General features: G+C 67.6%; 23 protein-coding genes. 2 read left to right on the top strand and 21 right to left on the bottom strand.

Annotation, left to right across the window (positions count from 1 at the left end):
* Positions 1–34: 34 nt before the first annotated feature.
* The 7 genes from der to MJO58_RS12595 all read right to left on the bottom strand — a co-directional run bounded on the left by der (position 35) and on the right by MJO58_RS12595 (position 7,438).
* Positions 35–1,435 carry a ribosome biogenesis GTPase Der gene (gene der / locus MJO58_RS12625; RefSeq protein ID WP_090601778.1) on the bottom strand — a complete coding sequence of 467 codons (1,401 nt, stop codon included), beginning with the start codon at positions 1,433–1,435 and terminating at the stop codon, positions 35–37.
* The gene (gene cmk / locus MJO58_RS12620) at positions 1,432–2,106 is read right to left on the bottom strand and encodes a (d)CMP kinase (RefSeq protein ID WP_239723258.1); all 675 of its coding nucleotides are present in this window, start codon (positions 2,104–2,106) and stop codon (positions 1,432–1,434) included. Before cmk ends, der begins: the two co-directional genes overlap by 4 nt.
* Positions 2,107–2,129: 23 nt before the next feature.
* Positions 2,130–2,873, bottom strand: a complete 744-nt coding sequence (locus tag MJO58_RS12615; RefSeq protein WP_239723005.1) for a pseudouridine synthase — start codon at positions 2,871–2,873, stop codon at positions 2,130–2,132.
* Positions 2,873–3,538, bottom strand: a complete 666-nt coding sequence (scpB, locus tag MJO58_RS12610) for an SMC-Scp complex subunit ScpB (protein ID WP_420845421.1) — start codon at positions 3,536–3,538, stop codon at positions 2,873–2,875. The genes MJO58_RS12615 and scpB overlap by 1 nt, the downstream gene beginning before the upstream one ends.
* Before the next feature lie 106 nt (positions 3,539–3,644).
* Positions 3,645–4,460 (bottom strand): segregation/condensation protein A, encoded by an 816-nt coding sequence (locus MJO58_RS12605; protein ID WP_090601775.1) that lies wholly within the window; start codon positions 4,458–4,460, stop codon positions 3,645–3,647.
* Positions 4,457–5,320 carry a ParA family protein gene (locus tag MJO58_RS12600; RefSeq protein WP_239723004.1) on the bottom strand — a complete coding sequence of 288 codons (864 nt, stop codon included), beginning with the start codon at positions 5,318–5,320 and terminating at the stop codon, positions 4,457–4,459. The genes MJO58_RS12605 and MJO58_RS12600 overlap by 4 nt, the downstream gene beginning before the upstream one ends.
* 213 nt (positions 5,321–5,533) lie before the next feature.
* Positions 5,534–7,438 carry an acetate--CoA ligase gene (locus MJO58_RS12595; RefSeq protein WP_239723003.1) on the bottom strand — a complete coding sequence of 635 codons (1,905 nt, stop codon included), beginning with the start codon at positions 7,436–7,438 and terminating at the stop codon, positions 5,534–5,536.
* Between the two features lie 107 nt (positions 7,439–7,545).
* Here MJO58_RS12595 and MJO58_RS12590 point away from each other — a divergent pair, with 107 nt between their 5' ends.
* Positions 7,546–8,298: an O-methyltransferase gene (locus tag MJO58_RS12590; protein ID WP_239723002.1), complete on the top strand. Its 753-nt coding sequence runs from the start codon at positions 7,546–7,548 to the stop codon at positions 8,296–8,298.
* A 1-nt stretch (position 8,299) separates the two neighbouring features.
* On the opposite strand, the gene xerD is transcribed toward MJO58_RS12590, so the two are convergent.
* The 14 genes from xerD to MJO58_RS12520 all read right to left on the bottom strand — a co-directional run bounded on the left by xerD (position 8,300) and on the right by MJO58_RS12520 (position 22,415).
* Entirely contained in the window at positions 8,300–9,244 is a 945-nt protein-coding gene (gene xerD, locus MJO58_RS12585; protein ID WP_239723001.1) for a site-specific tyrosine recombinase XerD, read from the bottom strand.
* Positions 9,241–9,867, bottom strand: a complete 627-nt coding sequence (locus MJO58_RS12580) for an NUDIX domain-containing protein (RefSeq protein WP_239723000.1) — start codon at positions 9,865–9,867, stop codon at positions 9,241–9,243. Before MJO58_RS12580 ends, xerD begins: the two co-directional genes overlap by 4 nt.
* Positions 9,860–11,611, bottom strand: a complete 1,752-nt coding sequence (gene pyrG / locus MJO58_RS12575; protein WP_239723257.1) for a CTP synthase — start codon at positions 11,609–11,611, stop codon at positions 9,860–9,862. Before pyrG ends, MJO58_RS12580 begins: the two co-directional genes overlap by 8 nt.
* A gap of 147 nt (positions 11,612–11,758) precedes the next feature.
* A complete protein-coding gene (locus MJO58_RS12570; protein ID WP_239722999.1) occupies positions 11,759–12,712 on the bottom strand; it encodes a copper transporter in 954 nt (317 codons plus the stop codon).
* Between the two features lie 22 nt (positions 12,713–12,734).
* Positions 12,735–13,916: a putative cytokinetic ring protein SteA gene (gene steA / locus MJO58_RS12565; protein WP_090601769.1), complete on the bottom strand. Its 1,182-nt coding sequence runs from the start codon at positions 13,914–13,916 to the stop codon at positions 12,735–12,737.
* 139 nt (positions 13,917–14,055) lie between these two features.
* Entirely contained in the window at positions 14,056–15,813 is a 1,758-nt protein-coding gene (gene recN, locus MJO58_RS12560) for a DNA repair protein RecN (RefSeq protein ID WP_239722998.1), read from the bottom strand.
* A 24-nt stretch (positions 15,814–15,837) separates the two neighbouring features.
* Positions 15,838–16,761: an NAD kinase gene (locus tag MJO58_RS12555; RefSeq protein ID WP_090601767.1), complete on the bottom strand. Its 924-nt coding sequence runs from the start codon at positions 16,759–16,761 to the stop codon at positions 15,838–15,840.
* Complete coding sequence (locus MJO58_RS12550; RefSeq protein WP_239722997.1) at positions 16,758–17,567, bottom strand: TlyA family RNA methyltransferase; 810 nt, start codon at positions 17,565–17,567, stop codon at positions 16,758–16,760. The genes MJO58_RS12555 and MJO58_RS12550 overlap by 4 nt, the downstream gene beginning before the upstream one ends.
* 9 nt (positions 17,568–17,576) lie before the next feature.
* The gene (locus MJO58_RS12545) at positions 17,577–17,762 is read right to left on the bottom strand and encodes a hypothetical protein (RefSeq protein ID WP_090601765.1); all 186 of its coding nucleotides are present in this window, start codon (positions 17,760–17,762) and stop codon (positions 17,577–17,579) included.
* 23 nt (positions 17,763–17,785) lie between these two features.
* A complete protein-coding gene (locus MJO58_RS12540; protein ID WP_239722996.1) occupies positions 17,786–18,817 on the bottom strand; it encodes an HAD-IIA family hydrolase in 1,032 nt (343 codons plus the stop codon).
* Between the two features lie 19 nt (positions 18,818–18,836).
* A complete protein-coding gene (locus MJO58_RS12535) occupies positions 18,837–19,625 on the bottom strand; it encodes a tetratricopeptide repeat protein (protein WP_239722995.1) in 789 nt (262 codons plus the stop codon).
* A gap of 67 nt (positions 19,626–19,692) precedes the next feature.
* A complete protein-coding gene (locus MJO58_RS12530; RefSeq protein WP_276327207.1) occupies positions 19,693–20,013 on the bottom strand; it encodes a DUF732 domain-containing protein in 321 nt (106 codons plus the stop codon).
* Positions 20,014–20,520: 507 nt separating this feature from the next.
* On the bottom strand, positions 20,521–21,792 hold the full coding sequence (gene tyrS / locus MJO58_RS12525) for a tyrosine--tRNA ligase (protein WP_090601762.1): 1,272 nt from the start codon (positions 21,790–21,792) through the stop codon (positions 20,521–20,523).
* A gap of 11 nt (positions 21,793–21,803) precedes the next feature.
* On the bottom strand, positions 21,804–22,415 hold the full coding sequence (locus tag MJO58_RS12520; RefSeq protein ID WP_090601761.1) for a DNA-3-methyladenine glycosylase: 612 nt from the start codon (positions 22,413–22,415) through the stop codon (positions 21,804–21,806).
* Between the two features lie 69 nt (positions 22,416–22,484).
* On the opposite strand from MJO58_RS12520, the gene MJO58_RS12515 reads away from it, so the two are divergent.
* Positions 22,485–23,753, top strand: coding sequence for an ammonium transporter (locus tag MJO58_RS12515; RefSeq protein ID WP_239722994.1), 1,269 nt, complete (start codon positions 22,485–22,487; stop codon positions 23,751–23,753).
* The last annotated feature ends 84 nt before the right edge of the window (positions 23,754–23,837 follow it).

The raw sequence follows: 23,837 nt of genomic DNA, 5'->3' as shown, positions 1-23,837 counted from the left end.
GGACGAAAGGGGGCATACAGCGCGGCCCCGAGAGTCAGCGGCGCTTGGCGGTGCGCTTTTCGCGGACCCGCACATTGATGCGGATCGGGCTGCCGGCGAACCCGAACGTCTCGCGCAGCCGCCGCTCCAGGAAGCGTCGGTAGCCGGCTTCGAGGAAGCCGGTAGTGAAAAGGACGAACGTCGGCGGCCGGGCGGCGGCCTGGGTGGCGAACAAAATGCGCGGCTGCTTGCCGCCGCGCACCGGAGGCGGCGTGGCCGCGACGACTTCCTTGAGCCAGCTGTTCAGCGGGCCGGTCGGGATCCGGGCGTCCCACGACGCCAGCGCGGTCTCCATCGCCGGCACCAGCTTCTGCACGGCCCGTCCCGTCTTGGCGGAGATGTTGACGCGCTCCGCCCACTGCAGCTGCGCCAGCTCACGATCGATCTCGCGGTCCAGCAGCTCGCGGCGATCCTCGTCGACCAGATCCCATTTGTTGAAGGCCAGCACCAGCGCCCGGCCGGCCTCGATCACCATGCTCAGTACCCGCTGGTCCTGTTCGGTCAGCGGCTGTGACGCGTCGATCAGCACGAGCACCACCTCGGCGGAATCGATGGCCGAGTGCGTGCGCACCGACGCGTAGAACTCGTGCCCGCTGGCCTGACCGACCTTGCGGCGCAACCCCGCGGTGTCGACGAAACGCCAGATCTTGCCGCCCAATTCGATCAACGAGTCCACCGGATCGACCGTGGTTCCCGCGACGTCGTGCACGACCGAGCGCTCGTCGCCGGCAAGCTTGTTCAGCAGCGAGCTCTTGCCGACATTGGGCTTGCCAACCAGCGCCACCCGGCGCGGGCCGCCGGCCGCCGGGGCCGCCTCGGACACGGCGGGCAATGCGGCCAACACCTCGTCGAGTAGATCGGCCACACCGCGGCCGTGGATCGCGGAGACCGCATGGGGCTCGCCCAGACCCAGCGACCACAGCGCGGCCGCGTCCGATTCGACCTTCTCGCTGTCAACCTTGTTGGCAGCCAAGAAGACCGGCTTGCCGGAGCGCAGCAGGATGCGGGCGGCGGCCTCGTCGGCGCTGGTGGCACCGACCGTAGCGTCGACCACCAAAATGATCGCATCGGCGGTACGCATCGCCACCGACGCCTGTTCGGCCACCAGCTGCTGCAGACCCTTCGCGTCGGGCTCCCATCCCCCGGTGTCCTGCACGACGAACCGGCGACCGGTCCACAGCGCGTCGTAGGACACCCGGTCGCGGGTGACGCCAGGAATGTCCTGCACCACCGCTTCGCGCCGGCCCAGGATCCGGTTGACCAATGTTGACTTGCCGACGTTGGGCCGGCCGACAATGGCGACCACCGGAGCGGGACCGGGCTCGTCGAAGTCTCCCGAATCGGAATCGACTACCTCCCAATCACTTTCGTCGGACCAGGTACCGTCCTGACTCACCGCACTGCCTCGCTTCGCTGCTTGACCAACTCCAGCAGGTGATCGATCACCTGCGCCTCGGTCATGTCGCTGGTGTCGACGATCACCGCGTCCGCCGCCGGTCGCAACGGCGACAGCGTGCGGGTAGAGTCCAGATGATCCCGGCGGCGCACATCGGCCAGGACCCCGTCGTAGTCGTCGGCCAAACCAGCGGCGATGTTCTGGTCATTGCGCCGACGGGCGCGGGTCTCGGCCGACGCGGTCAGGAAGATCTTCACCGGCGCGTTCGGCAACACCACCGTCCCGATGTCACGCCCCTCGACGACGACATTGCCCGGCCCCTGGGCCATTTCGCGCTGCAAGGCGACCAGCCGGGTCCGAACGGCGGCCACCGACGACACGGCCGACACCGCGCGGGTGACCTCGTCGCCGCGAATCTCGGCCGAGACATCCTCGCCGCCAAGGAAATAACGATCACCCTCGGGGTGGTAGTCGACCGACATCTGCACCGTCTCGGCGACCCGTGCGACCGCTTCTGCATCGGCCGGGTCGATCCCGGCGCGCAACACGGCCAACGTCACCATCCGGTACATCCCGCCGGTGTCCAGGTAACGCGCCTGCAACGCTTCCGCCAATCCCTTTGACACCGAAGACTTTCCGGTTCCGGCCGGGCCGTCGATCGCCACCACCACGCCGCCCGTTCCGCTCGTTCCGCTCACAAGCCCACCGCTTGGTACAGTTGCCCGATCTCGCCCTGGCTGAGCGCCCGGATACTGCCCGGCCGCTGCTTACCCAGCGCGATCCCACCGAACTCGGTGCGTACCAGCGCCTCCACCGGGAAACCCACCCCAGCCAGCATCCGTCGCACGATCCGATTGCGTCCTTCGTGCAACGTCAAGCGCACCAACGTCTTTCCGGGAATGGCATCCACCACCGCGAAGTCGTCGACACGCGCTGGGCCGTCTTCCAACTCGATGCCGGCCCGCAATTGCTTGCCCAGCCCACGCGGTACCTTTCCGGCGACCGTCGCCAGATACGTCTTGGGCACTTCGTGGGAGGGGTGCATCAACCGGTGTGCCAACTCGCCGTCGTTGGTCAGCAGGATCAGCCCCTCGGTGTCGGCATCCAAACGTCCGACGTGAAAGAGCTTCGTGTTCCCCCGCACTCGCCGCTCGACCAGGTCACCGATGCACGGCCGGCCACGATCGTCGGACATTGTCGAGTGCATCCCGCGCGGCTTGTTCAGCGCCAGATACACCTGCGACTCGTCGAGGGCGATCCTGGCGCCGTCCACGCGGATCACGGAGGCATCGGGGTCGACGCGGGTGCCCAGCTCGGTCACCACCTGCCCGTCCACCTCGACGCGACCGTCGATGATCAACTTCTCGGCGGCCCGGCGCGACGCAATTCCGGCCTGGGACAACACTTTTTGCAGCCGGATTCCCTGATCTTCGGCCATTAATCCTGGTCCACGTCAAATGACAGCGACTGTTCGGGCGTCTGGCCGCCCGACAGTTTGATGAAACGTGGCTCGCTGTCCAGGGATTCGCTCAGATCCTCGATGGCGTCGACGTCGGGAAGCAGCGGTGCGATATCGGGCAAGTCGGTCAGCGACTCCAGCCCGAGCCGCTCCAAGAACAGCTCGGTGGTGGCGAAGGTGGCCGCGCCGCTGTCCTCGTCGACGCCGGCCTCGGTGATCAGGCCGCGCGCCAACAGGGTTCGGATGACGGCGTCGACGTTGACCCCGCGCACCGCGCTGACCCGCGCACGGGTCACGGGCTGGCGGTAGGCCACGACGGCCAGGGTCTCCAGCGCGGCCCGGGTGAGCTTGGAGCGCGCGCCGTCCAGCAGCAGCTTCTCCACGTAGGGCGCGTACTTGGCGCGGGTGTACATCCGCCAGCCCTCGCCGGTCCTACGCAGGTCGATGCCGCTGTCGCGTTGCGTGAGCTCCTCGGCCATCAGCTGCAGTTTCGCGGCTATCCGATAGACGGGTTGCCCGGTGGCGGCGCCCAGCGCCTCCTCGGCGACCGGGGTGTCCACCACCAGCAACAGCGCCTCCAGCACGCCGCGCAACTCCTCGTCGTCCAGCGGCGCTGCTTCGGCGATGTCGGGGATGCCTTCCATACCCGGGGCGAGATCGAGGTCGGGCAGGTCTTCAGTCACGAGCGCCCCTCCTCTCTCCCGCAAGCGGGCACATCGCTGCGCTCTGCATCGTCACGGCGCGAGTCATTTATTCGTCCCGTATTTCGGCGGTCGGACGCTCCCCGGTCCACGAAATCTGGAGCACGCCAAGCGGCTCCGACTGGTCGAATGCTACCGCCCGGGACCGATACAGCTCGAGCAGCGCCAAAAAGCGTCCCACCACTTCCATCGGTACCTCGCAGTCGGCGACCAGCTCGGAAAACGTGGCCCATTGGCCGCTGCCCCGCGCTTCGAGCATCGACAGCAGCTTCTGGGCCTGCTCGGGCACCGAGACCTTGAGCTCGTGCAGGTGGCCGATGGCCACCGTCGGCACCGGCCGCGGGCTGAACGCGACCGCAGCGATCTGGGCGAACCGCTCGGCGTCGACACCGATCATCACTTCAGGCAGCAGTTCGGTGAACCGGTCTTCCAGCGACACCGCGCGCGGGTAGCTGCGCAGCGCGGTGGCTTCCAGCTCGGCGAACATCTCCGCGACGTGCTTGAACGCGCGGTACTGCAGCAGCCGGGCGAAGAGCAGGTCCCGCACCTCGAGCAGGGCGAGGTCTTCCTCGTCATCGATCTGTCCGGCCGGCAGCAGCCGCGCGGCCTTGAGATCGAGCAGGGTCGCGGCAACCACGAGGAACGCGGTGGTCTCCTCCAGATCCAGCTGGGTGCCGATCTCGCGGGTGTAGGCGATGAAGTCGTCGGTGACCTGATGCAGCGCCACCTCGGTCACGTCGAGACGATGCGCGAAGATCAGCTGCAGCAGCAGGTCGAACGGCCCCTCGAAGTTGGTGAGGCGGACTTGGAAACCGGTCGAGGAGCCGTTCTGCGCTGCCGCCTCACCATTGGCTGTGTCGTTCACGCGCCGAAGCGGTCGATGAACTCGCGGGCCAAAGCGCGATAGGCGATGGCGCCGGTCGACTTCGGCGCCCAGGTGGTGATGGGTTCACCCGCCACACTGGTCTCCGGGAAACGCACGGTCCGGGTGATCACGGTGTCGAACACCAGGTCACCGAAGCGTTCGACGACCCGGGCCATCACCTCACGGGCGTTGACCGTGCGCGGGTCGTAGCGGGTCAGCAGGATGCCGCTGATCTCAAGCTTCGGGTTGAGCCGGTCGCGCACCTTGTCCACGGTATCGGTGAGCAGCGCCAGGCCGCGTAGCGAGAAGAACTCGCACTCGGTCGGGATGACCACGCCATCGGAGCAGGCCAGCCCGTTGACGGTGAGCAGGCCGAGCGACGGCTGGCAGTCGATCAAGACATAGTCGTAGCGGTCCAGCACCGGATGCAGCGCCCGACCCAGCGTCTGCTCCCGGCCCACCTCGTTGACCAGCTGAATCTCGGCGGCCGACAGGTCGATATTGCTGGGCACCAGGTCCAGGTACTTGACCCGGGTGGAAAGCAGCACGTCTTCGATCGACACCCGCGGCTCGACCAGCACGTTGTGAATGGTCTTTTCCAACTCGTAGTGCGGGACGCCGAGGCCCGCGGACAGCGCGCCCTGCGGATCCATGTCCACCAGCAACACCCGCCGGCCGTACTCGGCGAGCGCGGCACCCAGGTTGATCGTCGAGGTGGTTTTTCCGACGCCACCCTTCTGGTTGCACATCGCAATCACCTTTGCCGGGCCGTGCGAGGTACGCGGCTGCGGTTCCGGTATCGCCCGCGGCGGACGCCCCGTAAGGCCAATCTCGACGCCGTCGTCAGGCTGGTCGGTCATGCCCGGGGTATTGCGAAGGTGAACATCGTCCGAAAGTCTATCGGGTAGGCGCGCGTAAACCGGGCGACCCGCAGGGTGTTTCACCAGCGAATATGTGCGGATATCGCGGACGTGATGTCGTTGAATTCGCTTGCTTAACACCAGTCACACGAGCACCAGTCGAAGGGGATGCGGACGTTACCGCCGCGCGTCACTGCCGGCCGGTCTGGGTGGTCACGCCGGTTCCAGCGACTCCCGTGCGCCTGGCTCCAGGGTCAAGACGGGCCGCAGCGCATGCAGCACGTCAGGGTCCTCGATGGTGGACGGCATCTCATCGTCGTGGCCGTGCGCGATGCGGCGCATCGCCTTGCGGAGAATCTTGCCGGAGCGCGTCTTCGGCAACGCCGAGACGATGTCGACGCGCTTCAGACACGCCACCGCCCCGATCTCGTCGCGAACTAGCGCCACCAACTCGTCGGCGAGCCCGTCCCCCGGCGACCCGGCCTGCAGGACGACGAACCCGCGCGGGACCTGGCCCTTGATGTCGTCGGCGACGGCGATGACCGCCACTTCGGCCACCGCGGGGTGTGACGCCAGCACCGCTTCTATTTCGCCGGTGGAGAGCCGGTGACCGGCCACGTTGATGACATCGTCGATGCGGCCCATGACGAACAGATAGCCGTCCTGATCGACATATCCGCCGTCGCCGGTCAGGTAATAGCCGGGATGCTCGCACAAGTACGAGGCTTCGTACCGCGCGTCATCCTCCCAGAGCGTCGGGAAGGCACCAGGCGGGAGCGGCAGACTCAGGCAGATGGCGCCCTCCTCACCAGGCGAGCAGGCCGCTCCGTCCGGATTGAGGATCGCGACGTCGTAGCCCGGCATCGGCACGCCCGGCGAACCGGGCTTGATCGGCAGCGGTTCCGCACCTATCGGATTGGCTGCAATCGCCCACCCGGTCTCGGTCTGCCACCAGTGGTCGATGACTCGAACGCCGACCTTGTCCGACACCCATGAGTAAGTGTCGGGGTCGAGCCGCTCGCCGGCGAGGAACACCGATTCCAGATGGGCGCGCTCATAGCGCTGCAGCCAGGTGCCGTCGGGATCGTCCCGGCGGATCGCGCGGATTGCGGTCGGCGCGGTGAAGAAAACCTTCACCTCGTGCTCGGTGATCACACGCCAGAAAGCACCTGGGTCGGGCGTGCCCACCGGCTTTCCCTCGTAGAGCACCGTGGTGGCGCCCGCGAACAGTGGTCCGTAGACGATGTAGGAGTGCCCGACCACCCAGCCGACGTCCGACGCCGCCCAATAGACATCGCCGGGGCTGACGTCGTAAATGTGGCGCATGCTCCAAAGCAGCGCTACCGCGTGACCACCGTTGTCCCGCACCACGCCTTTGGGTCTGCCGGTGGTACCCGAGGTGTACAGGATGTACAGCGGATCCGTTGCGGCCACCGCGACTGCCGCCACTGGCTCGGCGACGCCAATCAGCTCCTGCCAGTCTCTGTCACGGCCGTCGACCATGCTGCAGCGCAGCCGGTCACGCTGCACGATGACGCAGTGCCGTGGCGGATGCGCACTGGCAGCGATCGCCGCGTCGAGCATGGGCTTGTACTCCACAACCCGGGTCGGTTCGATGCCGCAGGACGCCGAGACGACCACGGCAGGACGAGCGTCGTCGATGCGAGTGGCGAGCTCGTGCGCGGCGAATCCACCGAAGACCACGGAATGCACCGCACCGATTCGGGCGCACGCCAGCATGGCGACCACCGTTTCCGGGATCATCGGCATATAGATGACCACGCGGTCGCCTTTGCTCACCCCCAAGTTGCGCAGCACCCCGGCGAAACGCGATGTGAGATCGAGCAATTCGGCATAGGAGAGGGTGCGCTTCGTCGCTGTCACGGGTGAGTCGTAAATCAGCGCCGGCGTGCCGCCGCGGCCGGCGTCGACGTGTCGGTCGAGGGCGTTGACGCACGTGTTGAGTTCCCCGTCGGGAAACCAGCGATAGAAAGGCGGTCGGCTGTCATCGAGGATCCGCTTCGGCGCCTGGATCCACGTCACCGCCTCCGCGGCCTGCGCCCAGAATGTCCTCGGATCGTCGAGGCTGAACTGGTGAAGCTCGCGATAACCGCTCATCTGGCTCCTCCGCCGACCGCCACCGATGGCCGGACGTTATAGCCGGGACCGCGGGGACGCAAGTGTTGGACACCACCGCTGGGTCGACCATGCCTAGGGTAGGGCCTATGGACCTCAAGAGACGGATACCGCTGCTGCGATGGTCGGTGTGGCGGATGGCTGCCGGAGTTCGCAACATCACCACGACGGGCCAGATCGGCGACGGACGCGAGGCGGCCGCGGTCGACTACGTCCTCGCCCACGCCCGAGCCGGTGACATCGACGACGTGCTGGCGACCATCGACAAGTTCGCCTACGAGAAGTCGATGCTGATCAATGTCGGCGACGAGAAGGGCCTGCTGCTCGACGCCGCCGTACGCCGGGCCGACCCCGCGCTCGCGCTGGAGTTGGGCACCTACTGCGGCTACGGCGCGCTGCGGATCGCCCGGGCCGCGCCGAACGCCAAGGTGTTTTCCGTCGAGCTCGCCGAGGCCAACGCCGCTAACGCCCGGCGAATCTGGGCGCATGCCGGTGTCGCCGATCGGGTGACGTGCGTCGTCGGCACCCTCGGTGACGGCGGGCGCACGCTCGACGCGCTCGCCAGCGAACACGGATTCGCTTCTGGTGCACTCGATTTCCTGTTCCTCGACCACGACAAGGACGCCTACCTCAACGATCTGTTGAGCATCATGGACCGGGGCTGGCTGCATAAGGGCTCGATCGCGGTTGCCGACAACGTCCGGGTGCCCGGTGCGCCGAAGTACCGCGAGTACATGCGCCAGCAGCAGGGCAAGTTGTGGAACACCGTCGAGCACAAGGCCCACCTCGAATACCAGTCGATGGTGTCCGACCTGGTGCTGGAGTCCGATTACCTGCGCTGAGCTACTGCGCGCGCGGGTGGGCTCCGGCCCACACCTCGCGCAGCGCGTGCACGGTGACCAGCGTGTAGATCTGCGTGGTCGTCACCGAGGCGTGCCCGAGCAGCTCCTGCACGACGCGCACGTCGGCCCCGCCCTCCAGCAGATGCGTGGCGAACGAGTGCCGCAGCATGTGCGGCGACACCCCCGAGGTGATCCCGGCACGCTCGGCGGCGTCCTGCAGCACCTGCCATGCGCTTTGCCGCGACAGCCGTCCGCCGCGGGCGTTGAGGAAGATCGCGGCGGTGCCGCGACCCCGGCGGGCCAGCTCCGGGCGTCCGCGTACCAGGTAGGCATCGAGCGCGTGGACGGCGGGACGACCGATCGGCACCAGCCGCTGCTTGCCGCCCTTGCCGCGCAGCAGCACCGAACGGGCCTGGGTGTCGATGTCGTCGACGTCGAGGCCGACGGCTTCGGAGATGCGTGATCCGGTGGAATACAACAGCTCCAGCAGCGCCCGGTTGCGCAGCGTCAGCGGACCGTCGGACGGGCTTTCCCCGCCGGCGCCTTCCAGCAGCGCCAGCACTTCGTCGATGGTCAGGCTTTTGGGCAGCCGGCGGCCGGGGGTCGGCGGTCGCACCGCGCGCGCCACATCCAATTCGGCCAGCCCCTCGGCGGCAGCGAAGCGATGCAGGCCGCGCACCGCGATCAGCGCCCGTGCCGCCGACACCGCCGACAAGCCGACCGCTCCGGAATCGGGATCACCGCGGCGCAACGCGACCAGAAATTCGCTGACGTCGTCCTCGCCGACCTTGGCAAGATCGTGAATTCCACGGTCTTCCAAGTGCTTTGAATAGCGGCGCAGGTCGCGCCGATACGAGCTGAGCGTGTTGGCCGCGACGCCACGCTCGATCGTCAAGTGGTCGAGATAGCCCTGCATTTGCGACTCGAGGGTCAGCGCGGTCGTCATTGCGCGGCCGCTTTTCGAGCCGCGAATGCCTGGGGCTTGTCCGGCCACGGGATGTCCACCGGGCGCGGCTGGGCCAGACCCGTCGTGACGGCGTGGGCGGCCAGAATCCCCGATACGGCGATGGAATTGATGACCTCACCACTGAAGACGAGGCGCACCGCTTCCTTCATCGGGACCCAGCGCATCGTCAGGTCGGCTTCTTCGTCGTGCGCCTCGGGTCGGCCGATCTCGGTCAGATCCGTGGCCAGGAACACGCGTACCGATTCGTCGCTGTATCCGGGCGCGGTGTCGAGGTCGACGAGAACGCGCCAGGTGTCGGCGTGCAGACCGACTTCCTCCTCAAGTTCGCGTGCGGCCGTGAGGTGGGGCGCTTCGCCCGCGAGGTCGAGCAGACCCGCCGGCAGTTCCCATAGCCGCCGGCCGAAGGTGTGCCGGTACTGGTAGACCATCGCGATGCTGTGGTCCTCGCGCATCGGCACGATGGCGACGGCGCCGTAGTGTTCCAGCACCTCTCGCGCCGCGGTGTTGCCCCCGGGCATCCGCACCTCGTCGCGGCGCAGCGTGAAAATCTTTCCGGTGTAGAGCAATTCGCTCGACGCCGTCTCGAAGTCATGCTCAGCCACGAGTGGCGGGTTCAGGTATCGACCGGTCGGCACTGTCTCGATGCTGGTTGCCGTTGGACGTGTGCTCAGGGATCTCCACCGGAAGCAGCTCACCCTCTTTGTAGTCGATGGCCGCGCCGACGAATGCGACGAACAGTGGGTGTGGCCGGGTGGGCCGGCTCTTCAGTTCGGGGTGGGCCTGGGTACCGACGACGAACGGGTGAATGTCCGACGGGTATTCGACGAACTCCACCAGATGACCGTCGGGCGAGGTCCCGGAGAATCGCAGCCCGCTTTCGGCGATCTTGGCACGGTAGGCGTTGTTGACCTCGTAGCGGTGCCGGTGCCGCTCGGACACCTGAGTGGCTCCATATGCTTGGGCCACAATCGAATCCGGCTCGAGCACCGCGGGATAGGCACCCAGCCGCATGGTGCCGCCGAGGTCGGCTTCGCCGGCCACGATGTGCTCCTGATCGGCCATCGTCGAGATGACGGGATCCGGTGTGGACGGTTCGAATTCGGCCGAGTTGGCTTCGGTCAGACCGACCGAGCGAGCGGCTTCGATCACGATGCACTGCAGCCCGAGGCACAGACCGAACACCGGCAACCCGCGGGCCCGCGCATACCGGATCGCGCCGATCTTGCCCTCGATGCCGCGGATGCCGAATCCGCCGGGGATCAGCACACCGTGCACGTCGGCCAGCGCCGCCGCGGCACCGGTGGCGTTCTCGCAGTCGTCGGACGGCACCCAGACCATCTCGACCTTCGCGTGGTGCCGAAACCCGCCGGCGCGCAACGCCTCGGTCACCGAGAGGTAGGCATCGGACAGATCAACATACTTGCCCACCAAGGCAATTCGCACGGTTTCGTGCGGCTCGTGCACCCGGCGCAGCAGGTCGTTCCATTGGGTCCAGTCGACATCGCGGAACGGCAGGTTCAGCCGGCGCACCACGTACGCGTCGAGCTCCTCGCGGTGCAGCACCTTGGGGATGTCGTAGATCGAAGGCGCGTCCGGAGTGGAGATGACGCCGTCGATGTCGACGTCGCACATCAGCGCGATCTTGTTCTTCAACGGCTCGGGGACGTCGCGGTCGCAGCGCAGGATCAACGCGTCGGGCGTGATTCCGACGCTGCGCAGCGCGGCCACCGAGTGCTGCGTCGGCTTGGTCTTGAGTTCACCGGACGGCGCCAGGTAGGGCACCAGCGACACGTGCAGAAAGAAGACGTGCTCACGACCGAGATCGTGGCGGACCTGCCGCGCCGCCTCGAGAAAGGGCTGTGACTCGATGTCGCCGACCGTGCCGCCGATCTCGGTGATCACGACGTCCGGGCGGTTGCCGTTGGCGTCCGGTTCGGCGAGCGCCCGAATGCGCCGCTTGATCTCGTCGGTGATGTGCGGGATCACCTGAACGGTATCGCCGAGGTATTCGCCGCGGCGCTCCTTGGCGATGACGGTCGAATACACTTGTCCGGTAGTGACATTCGCGGAGCCGGACAGGTCGCGATCCAAGAATCGCTCGTAGTGACCGACGTCGAGGTCGGTCTCGGCACCGTCCTCGGTGACGAAGACCTCGCCGTGCTGGAACGGGTTCATCGTGCCCGGGTCCACGTTGAGATACGGGTCGAGCTTTTGCATCGTGACGTGCAGTCCGCGCGCGGTCAGTAGCTGTCCGAGGCTACTGGCGGTCAGACCCTTACCGAGTGAGGATGCGACACCACCGCTGACGAAGAGGTGCTTGGTGGTGGTTTGCGGATGCCTACGCACTAAAGCGACCTCCGTGAAGACGGGCAGGGCGTCGTTATCGTCGAACGTGACTGGCTGGGCCTGCCGACCCACGGAAATCCACCCTAACACCAGCAACCCCGCGGCGCGGCTAACACGCCCGGCAACCGGGTGGCCGACTGCGAATCGCTACTGCGCGACGGTGATCGACGTGGCGCCGTGACCGGTGCCGTACTGCCCGACATGCCCGCCGTTGAGCAGGTCATGCAGGCCCAGGATCGCGGTGATCCGACCCGGTGCGGCGTCGACGTCGTCGACGGTGCTGATCGCGGAGTTGATGCCGGCGTCGGCGCGGGCGACCGCGACCGCGGCACCGCCCGTCGACGATCCGTCGCGCCCGGCCAGCAGCGTGCCCGAGCCGTGGGGTGCCAGTGCCGCGGCGAAGCGGGCCACGCTGACTCCCTGATTGCCGGCGTCTTGCGGCAGCGCGCCACCGGTGACGATCAGCGCGGCGTTGGCCGCTGCCATGTGGTCGCTGGGTTGATATGTGACGAATCCGGTCTCGCGCAGCGCCGCCAGCACGGTGTCGCGCTGCGTCTCCGTGATTTCTGGCACGGGTGGGACCGCCGGGTTGGCGTTGAGCAGCAGGGCGATGCCCAACAGGTCACCGGCCTGTGATCCCTGGTCGACGAGTTTGGTGCTGAGTTGCTGGCCGGCCGGCAGCACCGACGAGTTCACCACGGTCCGCAGTTTCTCCGCGGAGTTGGCGTCGACGAACTCCTGCGTCAGCGCCACCGTCCCGGTGACGGTCCCGCCGGCCTGGCCGACGATCTTCGAGACCGCGGCGACGTCGTCGTCCTTGGCGTCCGGGGTGCGGAAGACGACGACGGATTTGCCTGCCAGCCCGTCATGGACGATCCGGCCCATCATCTGGTTATCGAAATTATTTGCCGCGCTGAGCTTTTCGTTGAGGACATTCTTCTGGTCATTGAGCCCGCTGATCTGCGTGTAGAGGTCGCGCTTCTCGTCACGCAGGCTGGACAGCAGGGTGTCGGACAAGAAGCCCGAACCCAGCACGACGCCGATGGCCAGCGCGAGGAAGACCGCGGCCAGCGAGAAGGCATGTTGGCGTAGCGAGATCATGAGCGCACGTCCTTCGAACTGACTAGGTGATCAAGTGCTGAATCCATAGGGAGAAGTGATTCCAGTAGTCGGTGATCCAGTGCAGCACCACGCCGTCGGTGCGCGACACCCACAGCGCGACGATGACGGCGATCAGCATCGTCAGCGCCAGTAGCGCGATGGCACCGCCGGAGATGTGATTGCGGTAGAGGGTGGCGACCGCCTTGGCGTCGACCACCTTCTCCCCGACCCGAAGCCTGGTCAAAAACGTCGACGGATTGCTCTGGGTACGCGTCCGGTCGAAGAACGTCTCGATGTTGGCGGTGTGACCGGCCGTCACGAGCAGCGCCGCGCCGTGGTGGTCGGCCAGCAGCAGGGCCAGGTCGACGGCCGAACCCGCGGCGGGGAACGTCATCGCCCCGACTCCGAGGTCCTGGATCCGCTCCAGCCCGGGCGCGTGACCGTCGGCGTCGGCCGGCAACACGACGTGGGCGCCGCACTTGAGGGCGTCGGTGCTGATCTGCTCGGGGTCGCCGACGATGAGCTGCGGACGGTAGCCGGCCTTGCGCAATACGTCGGCGCCGCTACCGACGCCGATCAGGACCGGCTGGTACTCCTTGATGAACGGCTTCAGCGAGCGCAGATCGTCGGCGGCGCTGTCCTCGTCGGCGACGATCACCACGTGGCGGCGACGCATGTCGATGTCGACGTCGGGGATGCCGATACCGTCGATCAGCAGCGGGCTCTCGCTCTTGATGAACTCGATGGTGTTGCCCGCGAACGCCTCCAGATGGGCGGCCAGGCCGCTCTTGGCCTCGCGCATCAGGTCGGCGATGTCGTGGTCGGTGCGCTCGGTGCCGCGGATCAGCCGACGCTCGCCGGCGTACACCCCGCCTTCATACAGGCGAATCTTGGAGCCGTCCTTGACCTTCTTGAAGATGTCCGGCCCGGTCTCGTCGATCAGCGTGACGCCGTTGTTGACCAACACCTCGGGGCCCATGTTCGGGTAGCGGCCGGAGACCGACGGCGATGCGTTGACGACGGCGGCGATGTCGGCCTCCACCAGTGCCTCGGCGGTGATGCGGTCCAGGTCCAGGACGTCCAGCACGACGATGTCACCCGGGCAGACCCGACGCAGCAGGCGGTCGATGTTGCGGTCGACCCGTGCGGTGCCGGTCAGACCCGGCCGGGAAGCATTACGTGTGAGCAGCCCTGACATCTTCATGGGGGCGATTCTGGCCGCGATGGACGGCTCGGGCGGGGAGGCGCGCCGTAACATTAGCCCCAGAAGTTATCTAGAGTCACATCCGTAACAGGCGGATCCCGGTATGGTCTCGCTCGACGGTCGCGCGGCTCCGCGACGGTTAGATCTCGTCATTCTGGGCGCCGTCGAGTAACTCCCGGGCGTGCGCGCGGCCGCTGTCGGATTCGCCCAGACCGGCCAGCATCCGCGCCAGCTCGGCGACCCGCTCGTCGTCGGTCACCCGCCGTACCACGCTGGTCCCCCGCGGCCCGGCCGGATGCACCACCAGGTGCACGTCGGCGTACGCCGCGACCTGTGGCAGGTGGGTCACCACGATGACCTGGTGAGTGCGTGCCAGCCGCGCCAGCCGCCGCCCGATCTGGACCGCCGCCCGGCCACCGACACCGGCGTCGATCTCGTCGAACACCATCGTGGTGCCCGCCGCCGACGCCGCCAGTACCACTTCCAAAGCCAGCATCACCCGGGACAGCTCACCGCCGGAGGCGCTCTTGGCCAGCGGCAGCACCGTCATGCCTCGGTGCGCGGCGAAGCCGAACTCGACCTGGTCGATGCCGTCGCCGCCCGCGCGGGCCAGGATGGGCCCGGCGGGCCCCATGGACACCGTGAGGGCGGCCGGGTCGTCCTTCTCGGTGGCGATGTCGGTGCTCACCTCGATCGTGAATTCGGCATCGGCCATCGCCAGCCCGGACAGCTCGGCGGTCACTTCTTTGGCCAGCTTCTTCGCCGCCTTGCGCCGGGCCTTACTGAGATCGATTGCGGCTTCTGCCAATTCGCCGGCGAGCTCGTCGGCGCGGCGTTCCAGCGCCGCCAGCCCTTCCTCGGAAACGTCGAGTTGGGCCAGCCGGTCGCGCGATTCAGCCGCCCACCGCAGCACGCCGTCGACGTCCGCGGCGTACTTGCGCGTCAGTGTCCGCAACTCGGCTTGGCGGGCCAGCTTGGATTCCAGCGCGCTGGCATCGACCGGCAGCTCTTGCAGGTAGCCGCCGAGTTCCTGGGCCGCATCGGCCACCACGGTCTGCGCCTCGCGCACCTGCTCGGCCAACGCCTGCAGCTTGGCGTCGTCGGTGGATTCCAGTGCGGCCCTTGCGCGCCCGAGAGTGTCGGCCGCGCTGTCGCCCGACAGATCCTCCGCCGAGAGCGCCTCGCGGGCGGTGGCCGCGGCCTCGCGCAGTGTGTCCAGCTCGGAGAGCCGCACGATATCGGCGACCAGAGCGTCGTCCTCGCCCGGCTGCGGGTCCACGGCATCGATCTCGTTGAGCGCGAAGCTCAGCCGATCGGCCTCCAGCGCGAGTTCGCGCATGCGGTTGCGCCGGTCGAACAGGTCGCGCCGCGCCGTCAGCCAGGCGTCGCGCACTTTGCGGTAGCGCTCCAGCGCGGCGCCGGCTTTTGCGAACCGGTCCAGCGCGCCGCGTTGCTCCTCGGGCCGCATCAGCCGCAGCTGGTCATTCTGGCCGTGCAGGGTCAGTAGCCCGGTAGTGAAGTCTCCCAACGATTTCGCGGGCACGCTGCGACCGCCGAGATAAGCCCGAGACGGCCCCTCGCGGCTGACCGAGCGCAGCGCGATCACGCTGCCGTCCTCGTCGCGTTCCGCGCCCGACGCCTCCAGCATCTCATCCAGCTGCGCGATCGCAGAGTCGTCGAGATCGGTTGTGGTGAAACGGCCTTCGACGACCGCGCGTTCGGCACCCGAACGCACCCGGTTGGCGTCGGCGCGAGCCCCGCCGAGCAGATGAAGCCCCGTCACCACCATGGTCTTGCCGGTGCCGGTCTCACCGGTCAGTACGGTCAGGCCGCGGTCGAACTCCCCGACAGCAGAGCTGATCGCACCCAGTGACTCGATGCGGATTTCGGTCAGCATGACGTCAGTACCGCTGCGGCGCCGTTACTTTCCGCGCCAACCGGTCACGGGCAAACGGAACTTACGCACCAGTCGGTCGGTGAACGGCGCGCTGTCCAGCCGGGCCCATTTCACCGCGGTGCCACAACGTTTCACCTCGAGCCGCCCTCCTGCGGGTAGCACCATTTCGCGACGGCCGTCGCAGAACACCAGGGCGTCGTTGCCACTCGCCTCGATCTCGATCGCGATCGTGGCGTCCGGACTGGTGACCATCGGTCGGCCGAACAGTGCGTGAGCGTTGTTGGGCACCACCAGGATTGCCTCGAGGTCCGGCCACAGCACCGGGCCGCCGGCGGAGAAGGCGTAGGCGGTCGATCCGGTCGGAGTCGACACCAGGACGCCGTCGCAGCCGAAGGTCGACACCGGCCGTCCCTCGATTTCGACGACCACGCCGAGCACGCCCAACCGCGGGCCCTTCTCCAGGCTGGCCTCGTTGAGCGCCCAGCCCTGATCGATCACCTGTCCGCGATGCCGCACCGCGATGTCGAGCGTCAGGCGCTCCTCCACCCGGTAGTCCTGCGCGACCACATGTTCGAGCACTCGGTCGATGGCTTCGGCCTCGGCCTCGGCCAGGAAGCCGATCCGCCCCAGGTTGACGCCCAGCACCGGAATCCCCGCGTTACGAGCAAATTCCGCCGCGCGCAGGAAGGTTCCGTCGCCGCCGAGCACCAGCACCAACTCGCAGCCTTCCGCGGCGTCGGGTTCGGCGTCGACCACCTCGATTTCGACGCCCATCGCCCGTACGTCGTCCGGAGACAGCGGCAGCGGCCCCCGATCGACGGCCTCGGCCGACAGCACGCGAAGCGCAATTCCGTTGTCGCTCAGCACTTTCTGAACGCGTTGCGCGGTCTCGGTGGCTTCCTCGCGTCCGGTGTGCACGACCAGCAGGATGGTACGTTCGACGGTCATTGCGGGCCCTCGCCCACCGCGCGCCGCACCGCATCGACGAGCCCGTCGCCGGTCAGCGCCCGATCGGTGTCGGCGCGCAGCCACAGGAAATACTCGACATTGCCCGACGGCCCCGGCAGCGGACTGGCCGTGACGTCCACGGTGTGCCAGCCCAGCTCGCCGGCACGTCCCGCTACGGCCAGCACCGAGCCGGCGCGCATCGCGGGGTCGCGGACGACCCCGCCGGCACCGACCTGGCCCTTCCCGACCTCAAACTGCGGCTTCACCATGGGAACGATATCCGCGCCGGGGTCGGCGCAACCAGCCAGCGCGGGCAACACGGTGGACAGCGAGATAAACGACAGGTCAGCCACCACGAGGTCGACACGACCGCCGATCGCCTCGGGTGACAGGTCGCGAACGTTGGTCCGCTCGACGACGATCACCCGCGAGTCCGAGCGCAGCGACCAGGCCAGCTGGCCGTAGCCCACATCGGCGGCCACCACCTCGTCGGCACCACGATCCAGCAGGACCTCGGTGAAGCCGCCGGTCGACGCGCCGGCGTCCAGGCAGCGGCGGCCCGCCACCGGGATCCCGAACGCGTCGAGCGCGCCGGTCAGCTTGTGTGCCCCGCGCGACACCCACCGCCGCTCGCCGCCGTCGGCGACGGTCAGGGCCGCGGTCGCCGCAACGGCGGTGCCGGGCTTGACCGCAGGCATGCCGTCGATGCTGACCTTGCCGGCGCCGATCAACTCGGCTGCCTGCTGACGGGATCGTGCGAGTCCGCGACGCACCAGCTCGGCGTCAACGCGGGCGCGTCGTGCCATGCCCGCACCTCAGCCCTTCTCCGCCGACTCCAGCGCGGCCAGCAGCACGTCATGGGCCTGCGAAAGCCGGCGTGCGATGTCTTCGAGCTCGGCGAGGGACGGCCCGGTCTCCCGGTTCTCCGGGTCGGCCAGGTCGGGCAGCTGCGCCAGCAGGTTGTCGATGTCGGCGCGAATCTGTGCGGGATCGATATTCATTGCGGTTCTACGGTAGTCATCCGCTAGTCCCCATGCACGAGAGACCAGCGCTCGAGCGCGTCGCGGGCCCGGTCGTCACCGGGCTGGATGCGCGCCGCGCGGCCCTGGAAATCGGAGTTATCGGCGCCCCACACCGCGCTGGCGACGGCCCGCACGATCGACAGCCCGTCCCCGTCGTCGTCTGCTTCAAAGGCGCCGCTGGCGGTGACCGTCACCGCGCCATCTGCGACGTCGATCGCCCAGCCGGGCTGCGGCCCGACCGCGAGCAGGTTGCTGCCCTGGCGCAGCGCGCGCAGGTCGTGGCCGATGTAGGTGGGCCGCTGCTTGGCGATGGCGTACACCGCGTCGCGCGCGCTGCTCACCCCGGTCAGCACCATCAGGCTGGGGAGCTTTGCGGCATTGGCGCCCTCGATGTCGGTGTCGAGGCGGTCGCCGATCACCAACGGCGCGCGGTAGTCCCCGCGGGCGACCGCATCGTCGAGCAGCGTCGGGGCAGGCTTTCCGGCCACCTTGGGTTCGGCGCCGGTCGCCGCCCGCAGTGCGGCTACCAGAGATCCGTTGCCGGGCAGCAGGCCCCGCTCGGTGGGCAGCGTCGGGTCGACATTGGCCGCCACCCACAACGCGCCGGCCCGAATGGCCAGTGCGGCCTCGGCGAGATCGGGCCAGCCGATCGTCATCGACAGTCCTTGGACGACCGCGACCGGGTTGTCGTCGAAGCGGCGCACCGGGCGCAGCCCGACCGCGGCGATCTCGTTGGCCAGCGAGTCGGTACCGACGATCAGCACGGGCGAATCCGGCGGCAGCTCACCGGAAAGCAGGTGTGCGGCACTTTGGGCACTGGTGACGACGTCGTCCCGGGTGGCGGTGAACCCGAGGTCGCGCAGGTGGGTCGCTACTTCGTCGGCGCTGCGGGATGCGTTGTTGGTGACGAACAGTTTGCGGCTGCTTACCTCGTCGAGTGTCTGCACCGCGCCGTCGGTGGCACTGTGGCCGCGAAACACCGTGCCATCCAGATCAATGAGCAGGCAATCATATTCCTGCGCAATGCTTTTCATTTGATTGAACCCAGCATTGTCAGCCCAGCTCGCTGACCCGGTCTTCGGCATCGGTCACACCGTCGACGTCGGCGGCCGCGGAGTGCAAAAACCATTGCAGCGCTTCGTCCTTGCGGTCGAGCGCCAGCAGGGTGTCGGCGTAGGCGTAGAACAGCCGGGCGGCCGTCGTGCCCGAGCGACTCGGATCCAGTTGTGGCGTGGACAACAGGGTCAGCGCCTGTTCGAGTTGCCCGAGATCGGAGCGGGCGCCGGCGACCACGATGCGCAGCTCGTCGGCGTCGTCGCCGGACAGCCGGGCCGCTTCTTCCCCGCGGGCCAGTTCGATCGCCCGCTCCGGACGGCCAAGGCCGCGTTCGCAATCCGCGATCAACGCCAGCAACGAGGACTTGCTGCCCATCCGGCGGGCGGCACGCAATTCGGACAGCGCCTGGGCCCAGTCGCCGTAGCGGTATGCGGCGATTCCGACGGCTTCGCGGATCGCGGCGATCCTGCTGGACCTGGCGCGCGCGGCACGGGCATGGTTCAGGGCGGCTTCCGGGTCTTCGTCCATCAACTCGCCGGCGGCGACCAGGTGGCGGGCCACCGCATCGGCGGTCGCGCGATCCAGGGTGCTCAATTCACCCCGGATCTCGGGGGCCAGCTGTTTGGGGTCCACGTCGGGCGGTATTGGGGGCCCGTTGTCCGCCGGGCGATCACCGTCGCCGGTGGAGTGCCGCGGTTGGGCCGAGCGCGCCCGACCCGGTCCCGACCAGCCAGACGCCGCGCGCGGACGTCGTTCACCGTTGTGACGCTGCCTGTCGTCGGCCACTCGTGTCGTTCACCTCGATTGCTCCCGTACTGCTGAAGAGGATACGGGCACCGAGGCAAGGATCTTGCTACGCCTTGAACCGGTCCGGAACCAACGGCGCAATCATCGCAGGACAGAACGTGCCGATCGCGATGATCGTGAAGATCCCCGCATTTTTCTCGGTCATCCCGCTGCCCGTGGCCACTTCCGAGACGACCGAGTCGAACGAGCCGCCCGGCTGGATGAGCATCGGGCACACTGATTGCCCCTGCGCCAGCGTCGTGGCCGGCTGAGTGACGGCGATACCCGCGTTGGTCAGCGCCGACAGGAAGGTGTTGCCCGCCATGTCGGCGCGGATGGGGGCGGCCATCGTCGCGGCTCCGGCAATCAATGCCGTGGTCAGCGCCATAAATCCGTAGGCTTTCGCCGGTGCGCCGACCCGTAAGGTCCCCTGGTGAGCCATTGATTGCGCCGTCATGTCTCGCTTCTCGTCGATTGTTCGTGGCCGCGCAAAATCACTGTGACTACAGTGGCCAACGAGTGTCACGTTTAGGACACGGCCAGGTAAAGGTTTGCACACCAACGCGTTTTGCGCCGAACTTCTTGACAACCGCCGGTGCAATATGTTTTGCCGCTGAGCGCCCGCCGCCCACGGTCGAGCAGATCGGTCCACCAAATCACTTGTGCCATAAGTGATTTGAGATCATCAGCGGCGCGGTGCCCGACGATGTTGTCCCCCTAATGGGGGACACGGGATTTCCACCGGCAATTCAACCAGTTGAGGGATACCGGCGAGCCGTCGATCCGGGAAAACTAGTTCTCACAGCGGGGATCTCGTCGCTCCTTCCAAACGAGGCTCCCCTCCTCTCATATCGGCTTCCCCTCCGATTGACGAGATCTCCGCTGAATACTTTTTCTAGACCTTTTCGATGCCGGCGATGTTGCGCTTTCCACGACGCAGCACCAGCCACCGGCCGTAGAGGAAATCCGAGTCCTGCGGCGACCACTCGTCGCTGTCAATCCGAATGTTGTTGACCGAAACGCCGCCCTCGCCGATCGTGCGTCGTGCGGCGGCCTTGCTGGCCGAAAGGCCGCTGGCCACCAACAGGTCGACGATCCCATCGGGCCCACCGGGTTTGAGCTCGGCGACCGACGTTTCGCGCAGCGCGGCGGCCAGCGTCGCTTCGTCGAGACGGTCCAGCTCGCCCTGACCGAACAGCGCCTTACTGGCGTGTTCGACGGCCGCGGTGGCCGCCTCGCCATGCACCAAGACGGTGAGTTCGGTGGCCAGCCGCCGCTGGGCCGCGCGTTGTTGCGGACGCTGCGCGGTGGCCTGTTCCAGCTCGGCCAGCTCCTCGGCGGACAAGAAGGTGAACCACCGCAGGTAGCGGATCACGTCGGCGTCAGCCGTGTTGACGAAGTACTGGTACCACGCATATGGACTGGTCAACTGCGGGTCCAGCCACAAGTTGCCACCACCGGTGGATTTGCCGAACTTGGTGCCGTCGGCCGCCGTCACCAGCGGGACCGTCAGTGCGTGCACCGTCGCGCCCAGCTTCTGGCGCACCAGCCGAACCCCGGCGATGATGTTGCCCCATTGATCCGAGCCGCCGATCTGCAGCGCACAGCCATAACGCTGGTGCAGTTCGACGTAGTCGTTGGCCTGCAAGAGCATGTAGCTGAATTCGGTGTAGGAGATCCCGTCGCCGTCGAGCCGGCGCCGGATGGTATCGCGATCCAGCATCACATTGACCGAGAAGTGCTTGCCGAGATCGCGCAGGAACTCGATCGCCGACATCGGGCCCGTCCACTCGAGGTTGTCGGCGACGATCGCGCCGGTGGGTGAGTTCCCGGAATCCGAGAAGTCGACGAAGCGTTCCAGCTGTCCGCGAATGCGTTCGGTCCATTCGGCGACGGTGCCGGCCTCATTCAGACTGCGCTCACCGACCTCACGCGGGTCCCCGATCATGCCGGTCGCCCCGCCCGCCAGCACGATGGGCCGGTGCCCGGCGCGCTGAAAACGCCGCAGTGCCAACAGCGGCACCAGGTGTCCCGCGTGCAGGCTCGGTGCGGTGGGGTCGAAGCCGGCGTACACCGTCAGTGGTCCGCGCTGCACTTCGGCGGCCAGGGCGTCGAGGTCGGTGGACTGCGCGATCAGTCCACGCCAGCCCAGCTCGTCGAGGATCATGGGGTAAGAATCTAGTCGCTGGCGCCCGGCGCGGGTGCCCGCGGACTTCGCCGGTACGCCGAGACTTCCGGTCGACCGGCAAGCCACAGCCGCCACGGCCGGTCGGCGGCGTGGCTGACGCCCACCCGCGGGCCCGCCACCGCGCCGTCGGTCGGGTTCAACGTCAGCGATACCGGGCTGTGCGGGTTGAACAGGTCAATCCCGTTGTCGGACATCGTAATTCCCAACGCTGCGCACAGATTGCCGGGACCGCGCGCCAGCGCGGTGGTACGGATGGCCGCCCCGCGGCGGCCCTGGGCGGTGTCGACGCCGTCCTCGATCACGGCCGCGCGCAGCAGCACGGCGGCGGCCGTGCCGTCGGGTCCGCACGAGACGTTGGCGCAGGTGTGGATCCCGTGGCTGAGGTAGGTGTACAGGCGTCCCGGCGGCCCGAACATCACCGCGTTGCGGCCGCTGGGTCCCCGGTAGGAGTGCGCCGCCGCATCCGGCCACGGCCCGTCGGGAACCCCGCCATAGGCCTCCACCTCGACAATGACCGCGCGCACGCCCCGGCCGGTCAGGGTGGCGCCGAGTAGCCGGTGCGCCGCCGCGACCGGGTCGACCACCAGCTCGCGTGCACCCACCCACCGAACCTACCGAGCGCCCGAACATGGCAAACTCTCCGGTTGCCGCGTGGCGAAGGAGCCCAAACAATGCATGCAATCGACCCCGCTGCCACCGCGTGGCTGCTGGCCAGTACCGCCCTGGTCCTGTTGATGACCCCGGGCCTGGCGATTTTCTACGGCGGGATGGTCCGCACCACCGGGGTGCTCAACATGATGATGATGAGCTTCGTCTCGATCCCGCTTGTCACGGTGACCTGGCTGCTGGTCGGCTACACGCTGGCGTTCTCCGAGGACGGCGCGGGCGGGTTCATCGGCAACCTCAGTCATCTCGGGATGCTCGGCATCACGCCCGACAGCCTGCACGGCACGGTTCCCGAGCTCCTCTATGCGACGTTCCAACTGACGTTCGCGATCATCACGGCAGCCCTGGTCAGTGGCGCGATCGCTGACCGTGCCAAGTTCGCCGCCTGGATGGTGTTCGTGCCGATTTGGGCGATTGTCGTGTATTCGGTTGTCGCGCACTGGGTATGGGGCCCCGGCGGCTGGCTGGCCAAGCTCGGCGTGCTCGACTACGCGGGCGGCCTGGTCGTCGAGATCGTCTCGGGTTCCTCGGCGCTGGCGCTGGCGCTGGTGCTCGGACCCCGCATCGGCTTCAAGAAAGACGCCATGCGACCGCACAATCTGCCGTTGCTCTTCGTCGGCGTGGGACTGCTGTGGTTCGGCTGGTTCGGGTTCAACGCCGGTTCCGCGTTGGCCGCCAACGGGACTGCCGCGGCCATCTTCCTCAACACGCTCGTCGCCGGCTGCCTCGGCATGCTGGGCTGGCTGACGGTCGAGCAGATCCGCGACGGCAGGCCCACGACGTTCGGCGCGGCATCCGGTGTGGTGGCCGGCCTCGTCGCGATCACGCCGTCGTGCGGCACCGTCAACACGCTTGGCGCTGCGGCCGTCGGTCTCGCCGCGGGCGTCGTCTGCGCGTTCGCGGTCACCGCGAAATTGCGCTTCAACTATGACGATTCGCTCGACGTCGTCGGTGTGCACTTCGTCGGCGGGGTGGTCGGGGTCTTCCTGATCGGGCTGCTGGCCACGGCCGTCATGACGTCGGGCCCGCAGGGCCTGTTCTACGGGGGCGGCTTCGGCCAGCTAGGCAAGCAGACCCTCGCGATCGTCGTCGTCGCGGTCTACGCGTTCGCGGTGACGTTCGTCCTCGCGACGGTGATCGAGCGGACGATGGGCTTCCGGATCAGCCCCGAAGAAGAGACAACCGGCGTCGACTTCACGCAGCACGCCGAGACCGCCTACGCCGAAGGCGTGCACGGTCATCTGCCGTTGCGCCGCCCCGGCTCCCCCAGCTGACCGGAGCCGTGCGCCCGTAGTCACATGGGTCACGTCTGTACCGCGACCTGACCATGAGGTCCTTTTCGTTTGCGATATCGCAGG

This window comes from Mycobacterium lentiflavum (assembly GCF_022374895.2).
Taxonomy (GTDB): domain Bacteria; phylum Actinomycetota; class Actinomycetes; order Mycobacteriales; family Mycobacteriaceae; genus Mycobacterium; species Mycobacterium lentiflavum.
Note: the sequence above shows the minus strand (reverse complement) of the source record. Positions and strands in the feature narration are given on the sequence as shown.